The 14,396-nt window shown below is 49.9% G+C and carries 12 protein-coding genes; 9 read left to right on the forward strand and 3 right to left on the reverse strand.

Annotated elements, in window-relative coordinates:
- Positions 1 to 73: 73 nt before the first annotated feature.
- Positions 74 to 1,549, forward strand: coding sequence for a ketol-acid reductoisomerase (gene ilvC, locus AB1E22_RS10230; protein ID WP_367595229.1), 1,476 nt, complete (start codon positions 74 to 76; stop codon positions 1,547 to 1,549).
- A gap of 81 nt (positions 1,550 to 1,630) precedes the next feature.
- Here ilvC and ppiC read toward each other — a convergent pair whose 3' ends face one another.
- Complete coding sequence (ppiC, locus tag AB1E22_RS10235) at positions 1,631 to 1,912, reverse strand: peptidylprolyl isomerase PpiC (RefSeq protein WP_034461726.1); 282 nt, start codon at positions 1,910 to 1,912, stop codon at positions 1,631 to 1,633.
- Between the two features lie 83 nt (positions 1,913 to 1,995).
- Here ppiC and rep point away from each other — a divergent pair, with 83 nt between their 5' ends.
- Positions 1,996 to 4,017: a DNA helicase Rep gene (gene rep, locus AB1E22_RS10240; protein WP_367595230.1), complete on the forward strand. Its 2,022-nt coding sequence runs from the start codon at positions 1,996 to 1,998 to the stop codon at positions 4,015 to 4,017.
- A gap of 1 nt (position 4,018) precedes the next feature.
- Here the strand turns inward: rep and gppA are convergent, their stop codons facing one another.
- Positions 4,019 to 5,503, reverse strand: a complete 1,485-nt coding sequence (gppA, locus tag AB1E22_RS10245; RefSeq protein WP_367595231.1) for a guanosine-5'-triphosphate,3'-diphosphate diphosphatase — start codon at positions 5,501 to 5,503, stop codon at positions 4,019 to 4,021.
- Between the two features lie 6 nt (positions 5,504 to 5,509).
- On the reverse strand, positions 5,510 to 6,781 hold the full coding sequence (gene rhlB / locus AB1E22_RS10250; RefSeq protein WP_367595232.1) for an ATP-dependent RNA helicase RhlB: 1,272 nt from the start codon (positions 6,779 to 6,781) through the stop codon (positions 5,510 to 5,512).
- 131 nt (positions 6,782 to 6,912) lie between these two features.
- Between rhlB and trxA the strand changes: the two genes are divergently transcribed.
- The 7 genes from trxA to rffC all read left to right on the forward strand — a co-directional run bounded on the left by trxA (position 6,913) and on the right by rffC (position 14,393).
- The gene (gene trxA, locus AB1E22_RS10255) at positions 6,913 to 7,242 is read left to right on the forward strand and encodes a thioredoxin TrxA (RefSeq protein ID WP_034461718.1); all 330 of its coding nucleotides are present in this window, start codon (positions 6,913 to 6,915) and stop codon (positions 7,240 to 7,242) included.
- A 358-nt stretch (positions 7,243 to 7,600) separates the two neighbouring features.
- Complete coding sequence (gene rho / locus AB1E22_RS10260) at positions 7,601 to 8,860, forward strand: transcription termination factor Rho (RefSeq protein ID WP_034461716.1); 1,260 nt, start codon at positions 7,601 to 7,603, stop codon at positions 8,858 to 8,860.
- Positions 8,861 to 9,050: 190 nt separating this feature from the next.
- The gene (wecA, locus tag AB1E22_RS10265; protein ID WP_367595233.1) at positions 9,051 to 10,154 is read left to right on the forward strand and encodes a UDP-N-acetylglucosamine--undecaprenyl-phosphate N-acetylglucosaminephosphotransferase; all 1,104 of its coding nucleotides are present in this window, start codon (positions 9,051 to 9,053) and stop codon (positions 10,152 to 10,154) included.
- Between the two features lie 23 nt (positions 10,155 to 10,177).
- Positions 10,178 to 11,227 carry an ECA polysaccharide chain length modulation protein gene (gene wzzE / locus AB1E22_RS10270; RefSeq protein WP_367595234.1) on the forward strand — a complete coding sequence of 350 codons (1,050 nt, stop codon included), beginning with the start codon at positions 10,178 to 10,180 and terminating at the stop codon, positions 11,225 to 11,227.
- Between the two features lie 62 nt (positions 11,228 to 11,289).
- Positions 11,290 to 12,420 carry a non-hydrolyzing UDP-N-acetylglucosamine 2-epimerase gene (wecB, locus tag AB1E22_RS10275; RefSeq protein ID WP_367595235.1) on the forward strand — a complete coding sequence of 377 codons (1,131 nt, stop codon included), beginning with the start codon at positions 11,290 to 11,292 and terminating at the stop codon, positions 12,418 to 12,420.
- On the forward strand, positions 12,417 to 13,679 hold the full coding sequence (wecC, locus tag AB1E22_RS10280; RefSeq protein ID WP_367595236.1) for a UDP-N-acetyl-D-mannosamine dehydrogenase: 1,263 nt from the start codon (positions 12,417 to 12,419) through the stop codon (positions 13,677 to 13,679). The genes wecB and wecC overlap by 4 nt, the downstream gene beginning before the upstream one ends.
- Before the next feature lie 24 nt (positions 13,680 to 13,703).
- The gene (rffC, locus tag AB1E22_RS10285) at positions 13,704 to 14,393 is read left to right on the forward strand and encodes a dTDP-4-amino-4,6-dideoxy-D-galactose acyltransferase (protein WP_367595237.1); all 690 of its coding nucleotides are present in this window, start codon (positions 13,704 to 13,706) and stop codon (positions 14,391 to 14,393) included.
- The last annotated feature ends 3 nt before the right edge of the window (positions 14,394 to 14,396 follow it).

Genomic DNA, 14,396 nt, shown 5'->3' on the forward strand with positions numbered 1-14,396 from the left:
TCATTATCGCAAGCAAGACACGGCTGGCGAACCTAACAAAAGCACAACACGACAATTACGGAGTACCACCACGATGGCTAATTATTTCAATACTTTGAACTTGCGTCAGCAGTTGGCGCAACTGGGTAAATGTCGTTTCATGGGGCGTGCAGAATTCGCCGATGAAGCAAGCTACCTCAAAGGCAAAAAAGTCGTCATCGTCGGTTGTGGCGCACAGGGTCTGAACCAAGGCCTGAACATGCGTGATTCCGGTCTGGACGTGGCTTATGCCTTGCGTTCAGAAGCTATCGCTGAGAAACGCGCTTCATGGCGTAAGGCGACAGAAAACGGTTTTAAAGTGGGGACTTACGAAGAGCTGATCCCGCAGGCTGACCTGGTTGTTAACCTGACGCCAGACAAACAGCACTCCGCAGTGGTTAAAGCTGTACAGCCGATGATGAAAGACGGGGCGGCGCTGGGTTACTCCCACGGTTTTAACGTGGTTGAAGTTGGCGAACAAATTCGTAAAGACATCACTGTTGTGATGGTTGCGCCAAAATGCCCGGGTACTGAAGTTCGTGAAGAGTACAAACGTGGTTTCGGCGTGCCGACGCTGATTGCGGTTCACCCGGAAAACGATCCGAAAGGCGAAGGTATGGCCATCGCTAAAGCCTGGGCTGCGGCGACGGGCGGCCACCGTGCGGGTGTTCTGGAATCCTCTTTCGTGGCAGAAGTAAAATCTGACCTGATGGGCGAGCAAACGATTCTGTGCGGTATGTTGCAGGCCGGTTCTTTGCTGTGCTTCGATAAGCTGGTGGAAGAGGGTACTGACCCGGCATACGCAGAAAAACTGATTCAGTTCGGTTGGGAAACCATCACCGAAGCGCTGAAACAAGGCGGTATTACGCTGATGATGGACCGCTTGTCCAACCCAGCAAAAATCCGTGCTTATGCGCTGTCTGAACAACTGAAAACGATTATGGCTCCGCTGTTCCAGAAACATATGGACGACATCATCTCCGGTGAATTCTCTTCCGGCATGATGGCTGACTGGGCAAACGACGATAAGAAACTGCTGACCTGGCGTGAAGAGACCGGTAAAACCGCGTTCGAAACCGCTGCGCAGTTTGACGGCAAAATCTCTGAGCAGGAGTACTTCGATAAAGGTGTTCTGATGATCGCGATGGTGAAAGCGGGCGTTGAGCTGGCATTTGAAACCATGGTTGATGCGGGCATCATCGAAGAGTCTGCTTACTACGAATCACTGCACGAGCTGCCGCTGATTGCGAACACCATCGCACGTAAGCGCCTGTACGAAATGAATGTGGTTATCTCTGACACCGCGGAGTACGGTAACTACCTGTTCTCTTACGCAGCGGTTCCACTGCTGAAAGAGTTCATGACTACGCTGCAGGCAGGCGATCTGGGCAAAGAAATCCCGGCTGGCGCGGTGGATAACGCGCAACTGCGTGATGTTAACGAAGCGATTCGTAACCACGAAATCGAAACCGTTGGCAAGAAACTGCGCGGCTATATGAAGGATATGAAGCGTATCGCTGTAGCGGGTTAATCGATTTTATCGGATGGCGCTAGCGCTTATCCGAGCTATAAACAAAAAAAGCCCGGTGCATTTAGCTACCGGGCTTTCTTTTTAGTTACGGTACAACACTTTAATCACGTGGTAGCCAAACTGCGTGTGCAGTGGGCCAACGGGCTCAAGCAGTGGGCAAGAGAACACCACTTTATCGAACGCCGGAACCATCTGGCCCTGACGGAATTCACCTAAGTGACCGCCTTTTTTGCCTGATGGGCAGGTGGAGTGTTTTTTAGCCAGTTTCTCAAAGTCGCCGCCATTTTTCAGCTGTTCGAGAATTTCCTGAGCCAGTTTTTCTTCCTTAACAAGGATATGCAATGCTGCCGCTGTTTTTGCCATGATAGTGCCTTGAGTCGTATGGATTACGCTCGCTATACTACCACGCTGTTTTTCTCCCCTCCCGACTTTCATTGAGTGACCTTATGCGTTTAAACCCTGGCCAACAACAAGCCGTTGAATTTGTAACCGGACCCTGCCTGGTGCTGGCGGGCGCAGGCTCGGGCAAAACGCGTGTGATCACCAACAAAATGGCGTACTTGATTCGCGAATGCGGTTATCAGGCGAAACATATTGCTGCCGTGACGTTTACCAACAAAGCGGCGCGTGAAATGAAAGAGCGTGTGGCGCAAACGCTGGGGCGCAAAGAGGCGCGCGGTTTGCTGATCTCCACTTTCCATACCCTGGGGCTTGAGATCATCAAGCGTGAGTTTGCCGCGTTGGGGATGAAATCGAATTTCTCGTTGTTTGATGATACCGACCAGACCGCATTGCTCAAAGAGCTGACCGAAGGCTTGCTCGAAGATGATAAGACATTATTGCAACAACTGATCTCGACGATCTCAAACTGGAAAAACGATCTGATGACTCCGTCTCAAGCGGCAGCGCAGGCGAAAGGTGAACGCGATCGGATCTTTGCCCATTGCTACGGTCTGTACGATACCCATCTGAAATCCTGCAACGTGCTGGATTTTGACGATCTGATTTTGCTGCCGACGCTGCTTTTGCAACGTAATGAAGAAGTACGTGAGCGTTGGCAAAACCGCATTCGCTATTTGCTGGTGGATGAGTACCAGGATACCAACACTAGCCAGTACGAGCTGGTGAAATTGCTGGTGGGCGCGCGGGCTCGCTTTACTGTTGTGGGCGATGACGATCAGTCTATTTACTCCTGGCGCGGTGCAAGGCCACAAAACCTCGTTTTGCTAAGCCAGGATTTCCCGGCACTTCAGGTAATCAAACTTGAGCAGAATTACCGCTCTTCGGGGCGCATTCTGAAAGCGGCGAATATTCTGATCGCCAATAACCCACACGTGTTTGAAAAACGCCTTTTTTCTGAGCTTGGATATGGCGCGGAGCTAAAAGTGGTGACGGCGAACAGTGAAGATCATGAAGCTGAACGCGTCACAGGCGAGCTTATCGCCCATCACTTTATCAATAAGACCAACTACAAAGATTACGCCATTCTTTATCGAGGTAATCACCAGTCGCGGGTTTTCGAAAAGATGCTGATGCAGAACCGCATTCCGTATCGCATTTCTGGCGGCACATCGTTTTTCTCGCGCCCTGAAATCAAAGATCTGCTGGCCTATCTGCGGGTGCTGACTAACCCGGATGACGACAGTGCCTTCATGCGAATTGTGAATACGCCGAAACGCGAAATCGGCCCGGTGACCATGCAAAAGCTGGGAACCTGGGCGACGCAGCGCAATAAAGGTTTGTTCGGCGCAAGTTTTGATATGGGCCTGAGCCAGACGCTGAATGGTCGTGGTCTTGAGTCGTTACAGCGTTTTACTCACTGGCTTCGTGATGTTGCGACTTTGGCCGAACGCGAACCGATTGCTGCGGTGCGGGATTTGATTCACGGCATTGACTATGAAAGCTGGTTATACGAAACCTCGCCCAGCCAGAAAGCGGCCGAAATGCGCATGAAGAACGTTAACCTGCTCTTTAGCTGGATGACGGAGATGCTGGAAGGCTCCGAAATGGAAGAGCCTATGACGCTCACTCAGGTCGTCACGCGTTTTACGCTGCGCGATATGATGGAGCGGGGTGAAAGCGATGAAGATACCGATCAGGTTCAATTGATGACGCTTCACGCCTCGAAAGGTCTGGAATTTCCCTATGTCTTTTTAGTGGGAATGGAAGAGGGGCTTCTGCCGCATCAGAGTAGTATCGACGAAGATAATATCGAGGAAGAGCGCCGCCTGGCGTATGTGGGAATTACCCGCGCACAGAAAGAACTGACCTTTACACTTTGCAAAGAGCGCCGACAGTATGGCGAGCTTATTCGTCCGGAACCGAGCCGTTTCTTACTTGAATTGCCGCAAGATGATTTGCAGTGGGAGACTGAGCGTAAAGTGGTTTCCGCTGAAGAGCGTATGACAAAAGGGCAGAGTAATGTTGCCAACATCCGTGAAATGCTGGCAAAAGCGCGTAAAAGCTGAGTTATTGAACGGACAAAGGCCAGTGGACATAACTTTGCCACAGCCTTTCTTGTTCAAGCACTTCAGCCCCGAGAGGATGGCACTCCAGCCACTTCTCTGGCAGCGCAAGAATCAGGGTTTCGCTTTCCGCTTTCAGCGTAATTTGCGGCAGGATGTCATCCCGGCGGCGGCTAGCGAAGATAATCGCCAGTCGTAGCAGGCGACAAATATGTTCTGCAATGCGCGGAGGGAGGGCATTTTGCTGATGCAGCGATGACAAATCGACAGGGTTAGTCTGATTGAGCATTAACGTCGCCAGCAGTTTTTTCTGCGCTGGCGTATAGCCTGGAAGATCAAGATTTTTCACCAGATAGGCGGCATGCTGTGGCGCCTGTTTGAAATCCACACTTAGGCCAATCTCATGAAGCAACGCTGCACTATTGAGCATTTCGATGCTGAGTGGCGTCAAGTTCCATGCATTTGTAACCTGGCTGGCAAATGCCTGAGCTAACTGCCCAACGCGTTCGGCCTGACCGGTATCCACCATAAAACGACGCTGGATATTGCGAACCGTGCGGCTTCTGATTTCCTGGTTAACGGACAAATGAAGCATGCCGTAGACCAACCCTTCACGCAGCGCACCGCCTGCAAGCGTCATGCAATTAATTGATAACTCTTCGAATATCGCAATTAAAATAGCGAGGCCGCTCGGGAAGACCAGCGCTCTTTCAAGCGTTAGACCTTCAATTTCCAGCTCTTCAAGACGACCACACTGAATCGCTCTTTGCTTCAACTGCTGAAGTTTGGCAAGGGTAATGTGCTCATCCATCCCTTGCGCCATCATGATTTCTTGTAATGCTTGTACGGTGCCTGACGCGCCGACACACACTTTCCAGCCATGATGTTTTAAACGATCGCAAACCGGTTTAAGAACCTCTTTTGCAGCGGCTTCAGCCGCATCAAAGTTTTCTTTCGCTAAGTTTCGGTCAGCGAAAAAACGCTCAAGCCAGGTCACGCAGCCCATCGATAAACTAAACAGAGCGGTGGTTTGCGCCCCCGTTCCGGTGACCAGTTCTGTGCTGGCACCGCCGATATCAACGACTAAACGCTGATCGGCCCCGCCCGTCGTGTGAGCTACGCCCTGATAAATCAGGCGAGCTTCTTCTTCACCGTGGATAATTTGCACCGGGCAGCCGAGAATCTTTTCAGCTTGCTGAATAAATTCATGGGCATTGGTAGCCAGACGGAGTGTCGCTGTTGCGACAACACGAATTTGAGCTTGAGGAATATCCTGGAGACGTTCAGCAAATAGGCGCAGGCATTGCCACCCGCGCTCCATCGCTTCACGTGAAAGCGAATTATCTTTGCTTAAACCAGCGGCAAGACGGACTTTCCGCTTTATTCGGGCAACGGTTTGTATGCTCCCTGCCACCTCACGTACAACCAACATATGAAAGCTATTAGAGCCTAAATCAATTGCAGCATACAGTGAGGTGGAGCTGAGCATAAATTTTTAACCTGTGCGACGACGATTGCCACGGGGAGCGCCACCATTACGGCGAGGACCGTTACCCGGACGGGAACGTGTCAGACGCTTCGGTGGAGGAAGTTCGCTTAACAGTGCTTCGGTTTTATACTTGCTGACTGGAATTGAGTGACCAATGTAGGTCTCAATGGCAGACAGGTTTAACGCATAATCTTCACAGGCAAGACTAATAGAATGGCCACTTTCACCCGCACGGCCGGTACGGCCAATACGGTGAACGTAGTCTTCGCAGTCATCCGGAAGATCGTAGTTGAACACGTGCGTGACAAGCGGGATATGTAAACCGCGAGCCGCAACGTCGGTCGCAACCAGAATATCGAGATCGCCACGGGTGAATTCATCAAGAATGCGCAGGCGCTTCTTCTGAGCAACATCACCTGTTAACAGGCCGACACGATGCCCATCTGCTGCGAGGTGACCCCAGATATCTTCACAACGGTGTTTTGTGTTCGCAAAGATAATTGCGCGGTCTGGCCACTCTTCTTCGATAAGCGTCTGCAACAGGCGCATTTTCTCTTCGTTGGAAGGGTAGAACAGCTCTTCTTTGATGCGATGACCGGTTTTTTGTTCCGGCTCGACTTCCACGTATTCCGCGTTGTTCATCTGTTCGAACGCCAGTTCACGCACACGGTAAGATAATGTGGCGGAAAAGAGCATGTTGAGACGTTGAGTAACAGGCGGCATACGGCGGAACAGCCAGCGAATATCTTTAATAAAGCCCAAATCGTACATACGATCGGCTTCATCCAAAACCACAACCTGAATTGCGCCTAAGTTAATGTGGTTTTGCTTAGCATAATCAATCAAACGGCCGGTCGTGCCGATAAGAATATCAACACCGCTTTCCAGCACTTTAAGCTGTTTGTCGTAGCCATCGCCACCGTAGGCAAGGCCGAGTTTGAGGCCAGTCGATTGTGCAAGTGGCTCTGCGTCAGAGTGAATTTGGACAGCCAGTTCACGAGTCGGTGCCATAATTAAAGCACGCGGCTGGTTCACCTGACGGTTCTCTGGAACCGGGTGAGAGAGTAAATAATGGAACGTTGACGTTAAAAACGCCATCGTTTTGCCAGTACCGGTTTGCGCCTGCCCTGCAACGTCACGATTCGCTAGTGTCAGCGGTAGTGCCAGAGCCTGAATAGGGGTGCAGTTATGAAACCCTTTATTTTCAAGGGCTTCAATCACCTTAGGGTGCAGGGCGAAGTCGGAAAACTTCTGTTCGGTCAAATGTGTTTTGCTCATAGTGTGGTAGAATATCAGTTTACTATTGCTTTACGAAAGCACATCCGTTGAAATAAACGGGGTGAAATAAAGTCACCCTGAGTTGGTTAATGCTACACCAACAAGGTAGACATAATCCTGCGGAGTAGAACATGAGCGATAAAATTATTCACCTGACTGACGACAGTTTCGACACGGACGTACTAAAAGCTGATGGGTTGATTCTGGTTGATTTCTGGGCAGAGTGGTGTGGTCCATGCAAGATGATCGCCCCGATTCTTGATGAAATCGCTGATGAATATCAGGGCAATCTGACCGTTGCTAAACTGAACATCGATCAGAACCCGGGCACGGCGCCAAAATATGGTATCCGTGGTATCCCAACTCTGTTGCTGTTTAAGAACGGTGAAGTGGCTGCGACCAAAGTGGGTGCGCTGTCTAAAGGCCAGTTAAAAGAGTTCCTCGACGCTAATCTGGCATAATGGAATCTCAGCCGGTGCGTGCGGGCTCGCAATTTTTTGTGAGCTGCTGGACGCCCGGCGTCAGTCATGCTAAGTTACTTTTACTGCATTTTTGAACTTGTCTTGTAGTTTGATTCTTTGTACTACCCAATGCTTCCAGTTAACTTTCACTAAGACGCTGTTTTACAGTGAACATACGGTCGCATAATCGATTTCGGGCGTATCACCCATTCCGTCGTGTCGTTTCAGTTCTGCGTTTTTCCTATGACCAGGCAGCGATAAGACATGTGGTGGTGGCCATTAAACAGGCATGGATGATCCTGCCATACCATTCACGATACATGTTCGAGATTTACCCCGAGTTTAAGAACCCACCATTATGAATCTTACCGAATTAAAGAATACGCCGGTTTCTGAGCTGATTACTCTCGGCGAAAATATGGGGCTGGAAAACCAAGCCCGTATGCGCAAGCAGGACATTATTTTCTCCATCCTGAAGCAACATGCGAAGAGTGGCGAAGATATCTTTGGTGACGGTGTACTGGAGATATTGCAAGACGGATTTGGTTTCCTCCGCTCTGCAGACAGCTCCTACCTCGCCGGTCCTGATGACATCTACGTTTCTCCCAGCCAAATCCGCCGTTTCAACCTCCGCACAGGGGATACCATCTCCGGTAAGATTCGCCCGCCGAAAGAAGGTGAACGTTACTTTGCACTGTTGAAAGTTAACGAAGTCAACTACGACAAACCGGAAAACGCGCGTAGCAAAATCCTGTTCGAAAACTTAACCCCGCTGCATGCTAACTCTCGTTTACGCATGGAACGTGGTAACGGTTCTACCGAAGACTTAACGGCTCGTGTACTGGATCTGGCATCGCCAATCGGTCGTGGCCAGCGTGGGCTGATTGTGGCACCGCCGAAAGCCGGTAAAACCATGCTGCTGCAAAACATCGCGCAAAGCATCGCCTACAATCACCCGGATTGCGTGCTGATGGTTCTGCTTATCGACGAACGTCCTGAAGAAGTGACCGAGATGCAACGTCTGGTTAAAGGTGAAGTTGTTGCTTCTACCTTTGATGAGCCAGCATCTCGTCACGTTCAGGTTGCTGAAATGGTTATCGAGAAAGCTAAGCGCCTGGTTGAGCATAAGAAAGACGTTATTATTCTTCTCGACTCCATCACCCGTCTGGCTCGTGCTTACAACACCGTTGTACCGGCATCCGGTAAAGTATTGACCGGTGGTGTGGATGCAAACGCCCTACATCGTCCAAAACGCTTCTTCGGTGCGGCTCGTAACGTTGAAGAGGGTGGTAGCTTGACTATCATCGCAACGGCTCTGGTTGATACCGGTTCTAAAATGGATGAAGTTATCTACGAAGAATTTAAAGGTACCGGCAACATGGAATTGCATCTGGCGCGTAAAATCGCTGAGAAACGCGTATTCCCTGCCATCGACTATAATCGTTCCGGTACGCGTAAAGAAGAGCTGCTTACGACTCAGGAAGAGCTACAGAAAATGTGGATCCTGCGTAAAATCATCCACCCAATGGGTGAGATTGATGCGATGGAATTCCTCATCAACAAACTGGCGATGACGAAAACCAACGAAGACTTCTTCGATATGATGAAGCGCTCGTAAGCAACAAAAACTCGGGGAACGCCACGCTTAGACGTGGCGTTTTTCTTTTGGTAGGCTAATTTTATAGTCGGCTGATGGAAGTCATAAATATAATTAAATGTTCCTTAAAGTTTATAAAAACCATCAGCAATGTTTTTTGGTATGTTTTTTGCTTTAATAGCTTGTATGATTTAGCAGAGAGTCATCTATTGTGAACTTACTCAGTCTGAGTACTGACCTCATTGTTGTCTTTATCTTCACACTCGTCTTTTTATTTTTTGCCCGAAAAGGAGCAAAAAAAATTGGCCTGGTGGATAGACCTAACTACCGCAAACGGCACCAAGGATTAATCCCATTGGTTGGGGGGGTTTCTGTCTACGCTGGGGTCTGCTTTGCATTTTTAGCTTCGTGGTTTTCCTCTAGCTATTACGTTCCTCACGCTCCGCTTTACTTGGCCTGCGCAGGCATTTTGGTGCTTGTAGGTGCAATTGATGACCGCTTCGATATTAGCGTGAAATTCCGTGCTTTCGCCCAGGCTTTTGTAGCAATTATCATGATGGCCTATGCCGGGCTCTACCTTTCAAATTTTGGTCATATCCTTGGTTCTTGGGAGTTTTTACTCGGGCCATTTGGCTATATCGTGACTTTATTTGCGGTCTGGGCTGCAATCAATGCCTTTAATATGGTTGACGGTATTGATGGTCTTTTAGGAGGACTATCGAGTGTGTCTTTTGCTGCGCTTGGTATTATTCTCCTTTTTGATGGGCAGACCAGTCTTGCTATGTGGTGTTTTGCAATGATTGCTGCCATCCTTCCTTATATCCTATTGAATCTGGGTGTATTTGGTCGGCGTTATAAGGTTTTTATGGGGGATGCTGGAAGCACATTCATTGGGTTTACGCTGATTTGGATGCTTTTGCAGACAACGCAAGGGCATCCTCATCCGGTAAGTCCAGTGACGGCTTTGTGGATCATCGCCATCCCGTTGATAGATATGATTGCTATCATGTATCGTCGACTGCGCAAAGGATTAAGTCCATTTTCGGCTGACAGGCAACATATTCATCACCTTATCATGCGAGGGGGCTTTACCTCGCGGCAGGCATTTGCCTTGATCACCCTTGCGGCAGCATTGTTAGCTTCCGTCGGCGTTATCTCTGAATATTATGCTAATGTACCTGAATGGGTAATGTTGGCATTATTCTTGCTTGCATTTGTTCTGTATGATTATTGCATCAAACGCGCCTGGAAAGTGGCGCGTTTTATAAGACGTCATAAGCGTCGGCAACGTAGAAACAGCAGCAGCATTTCTTAATTCTGAATGTAATTGGGGAAGTGATGAAACAAAACGTGCCAGGAAGTAACCCGGGAATGGTAGACAACGAGTTGGACATTCGTGGTTTATTCCGGACACTGTGGCGAGGAAAGTTTTGGATTTTAGGGATGGCAGTTTTGTTTGCTGCCGTTGCTTTAATCTACACTTTTTTTGCCAGACAAGAGTGGAGTGCTAACGCGATCACCGATCGCCCGACGGTGAATATGTTGGGCGGATACTATTCGCAGCAGCAGTTCCTGCGCAATCTTGATCTCAAAGCCAACATGATGCCGGTCGATCAGCCATCGGTCATGGACGAAGCTTACAAAGAGTTCATCATGCAGCTCTCTGCCTATGATACTCGCCGTGATTTTTGGCTGCAGACTGACTATTACAAACAGCGCCAGGTCGGTAACAGTAAAGCTGACGCTGCCCTGCTTGATGAAATGGTTGATAATATTCAGTTCACCGCAGGCGATATCGCCCGTAATACCAGCGATAGCGTCAAGCTCATCGCTGAGACTGCTGCAGATGCCAACAATTTGCTACGCCAGTACGTTGCGTTCGCCAGCCAGCGTGCGGCAAGCCATCTTAATGAAGAGCTGACCGGTGCCTGGGCTGCTCGTACTGTTCAGATGAAAGCGCAAGTGAAACGCCAGGAAGCCGTTGCGAAGTCAATTTATGACCGTAAAGTGCACAGCGTTGAGCAAGCGCTAAAGATCGCACAGCAGCAAAACATTGCTAAAAGTGAAACAGAAGTTCCTGCCGACGAGTTACCGGATTCTGAAATGTTTATGTTAGGGCGTCCTATGTTGCAAGCACGGCTTGAAAGCCTGCAAGCCGTAGGGCCGAACTATGACATCGACTATGACCAGAACCGAGCCATGCTGTCGACGCTGAACGTTGGGCCGACGCTTGACGCTCGCTTCCAAACCTACCGCTATTTACGTACCCCTGAAGAACCTGTGAAGCGTGATAGTCCGCGCCGGGCATTCTTGCTGATTATGTGGGGTATGGTTGGGGCCCTGATTGGCGCCGGTGTGGCCTTAGCCCGTCGTCCAAAATTGCTATAACGCCCTTACCCGGTGAAGGCTCGACGGACGGCCTTCACCCTTTTTAACAAAAGAGAATTGCTGTGAAAGTGTTGACTGTTTTTGGCACGCGCCCGGAAGCTATTAAAATGGCTCCTCTGGTGGATGCGTTGGCAAAAGACGCGTTTTTTGACGCAAAAGTATGCGTGACAGCACAGCATCGCGAGATGTTGGATCAAGTGCTGAATTTATTTTCTATCGAGCCGGATTATGACTTAAACATCATGAAACCGGGGCAAGGGCTTACGGAAATTACCTGCCGCATTCTCGAAGGATTAAAGCCTATACTTGAGTCATTTAAGCCAGATGTGGTTCTGGTTCATGGCGATACGACGACGACGCTTGCCACTAGCCTGGCCGCATTTTATCAGCGTATTCCTGTTGGGCACGTTGAAGCTGGTTTGCGTACCGGCGATCTCTATTCTCCGTGGCCGGAAGAGGCGAACAGAACGATAACCGGGCATCTGGCGATGTATCACTTCGCACCGACAGAAAACTCCCGACAAAACCTGATACGCGAGAACATCAACGACAATAAAATATTCGTCACCGGCAATACGGTGATTGACGCGCTGATTTCTGTTCGTGACCGCGTATTAGCGGACGACAACCTGCGTCGTTCCCTCGCGGAGTGCCATCCGTTCCTGGATAGCAGCAAAAAACTGATTCTGGTTACCGGCCACCGCCGCGAAAGCTTTGGTGATGGGTTTGAACGCATTTGCCACGCGCTGGCAGAGATAGCTAAAGAAAATAGCGACGTTCAAATTGTTTATCCGGTGCACCTGAATCCAAATGTGAGCGAACCTGTGACTCGCATTCTGGGTGACGTTGAGAACGTGGTGCTGATAGACCCACAGGAATACTTACCGTTTGTCTATTTGATGAACCATGCGTACCTGATTCTGACTGATTCTGGTGGCATTCAGGAAGAAGCACCGTCACTGGGTAAACCGGTGCTGGTCATGCGCGACACCACCGAGCGCCCTGAAGCTGTTGATGCGGGTACGGTGCGTCTTGTTGGGACGGACACCCAAGAGATCGTCCGTCAGGTTACGCGTTTGCTTAAAGACGAGAATGAATATCAAGCCATGAGCCGCGCCCACAACCCTTATGGTAATGGCAAAGCTTGTGAACTAATTTTGGCTGCACTGAAGAACAATCAGGTGACACAATGAGTTTTGCAACCATCTCTGTTATTGGCCTTGGTTATATCGGATTACCTACCGCAGCAGCATTTGCGTCGAAACAGCGCAATGTCATAGGGATTGATATTAACCAGCATGCGGTAGATACCATTAATCGTGGTGCTATTCATATTGTGGAGCCCGATCTGGATAAGGTGGTTAAGACGGCCGTTGAAGGCGGTTTTCTACGGGCCAGCACACAACCCGCTGAAGCTGATGCATTCTTAATTGCCGTACCAACGCCGTTCAAAGGCGATCATGAGCCTGACATGGTTTATGTAAAAGCGGCGGCAGAATCTATTGCACCGGTACTAAAAAAAGGTGCGCTGGTGATTCTGGAATCTACCTCGCCGGTCGGTTCAACCGAACAAATGGCGAATTGGTTAGCAGACCTTCGTCCCGATCTTACTTTCCCGCAGCAGGCGGGTGAAGCGGCGGATATTAATGTCGCGTACTGCCCGGAGCGTGTTCTGCCGGGACAGGTCATGGTTGAGCTTATCAAAAACGACCGTGTTATCGGTGGCATGACGCCGGTCTGTTCCGCACGTGCCAGCGAGTTGTACAAAATCTTTCTCGAAGGCGAGTGTGTGGTGACCAACTCCCGCACCGCAGAAATGTGCAAACTCACGGAGAACAGCTTCCGCGATGTGAATATCGCCTTCGCAAACGAGCTTTCCCTGATTTGTGCCGCGCAGGAGATTAACGTCTGGGAATTAATTCGTCTGGCGAACCGCCATCCGCGCGTCAATATTCTGCAACCAGGCCCAGGCGTTGGCGGGCACTGCATCGCGGTAGATCCATGGTTTATTGTTGCGCAGAATCCTGAGCAAGCTCAGCTGATTCGCACCGCGCGTGAAGTTAACGATGGCAAACCGCACTGGGTTATCAACCAGGTCAAAGCTGCCGTGGCGGACTGCCTGTCAGAAACAGGCAAGCGTGCCAGTGAAATTACCATTGCTTGCTTTGGCCTTGCTTTCAAACCGAATATTGATGATCTGCGTGAGAGCCCGGCGATGGAAATCGTAGAAATGCTGAGTTCCTGGCACAGTGGCAAAACGCTTGCCGTTGAACCCAACATCCATCAGTTACCGAAAAAGCTGGTTGGGCACTGTGAATTAGCCACAATTGATGAGGCTCTCCAGCAGGCCGATGTGCTGGTAATGTTGGTAGATCATCAATCCTTTAAGGCGATTCCGGGCGCACAAATCCAGCAACGCTGGGTTGTTGATACCAAAGGTGTCTGGCGCTAATTTTGCCAGACTCAGGTGAAGCCGATGGCCACTTGCTCTACCCCTGTTCATGCAAGAATTGAATCTCTTAACTGGGAGAATCAATTCTTTGCTGTGAACAGCGGAATCCTTCGTTTTGAAGATGACGCACCATTGCTGACTGCGCAACAGCTCGATCTCTATTCTCGTGTGCAGGCCAAAATCCCTTCCCAACAAACAGCCCTGCTTGATGGTTTACAGCAGCTCGGTTTCAAGCTGGTAGAGGGGGAAGTGGATCTGGCGCTCACGGTTGGCACGCAACGTGCTGCGTCTTCTGCACAGCTTGCCGCAAACGCCGATATTCCTGCTTTACGAAATTTAGCCACGAAAATTTTCACGCAGAGCCGATTTCGAACGCCGTGGTATCAGCCTGCGGACAGCGGCCGTTTTTATGCCCAATGGATTGAAAATGCGGTTTTAGGCACTTTCGATCATGAATGCCTGTTGCTTAAAAACGGCGAAGAAATAAAAGGGTTTGTTAGCATGCGTCAGCTCAATGATGCAGAAGCGCGTATTGGCTTGCTGGCTGGGCGGGGCGTCGGAAGTCAGCTAATGGACGCGGCTCGTTCCTGGTGTCAGCAGCGTAGTCTGGAAACGCTACGAGTGGCCACGCAAATCAGCAACACCGCCGCTCTGCAACGTTATATTCAAAGTGGTGCCAACATACAAAGCACCGCCTTCTGGTTATACAGGTGAAAA

Source organism: Buttiauxella gaviniae (assembly GCF_040786275.1).
Lineage (GTDB): Bacteria > Pseudomonadota > Gammaproteobacteria > Enterobacterales > Enterobacteriaceae > Buttiauxella > Buttiauxella gaviniae_A.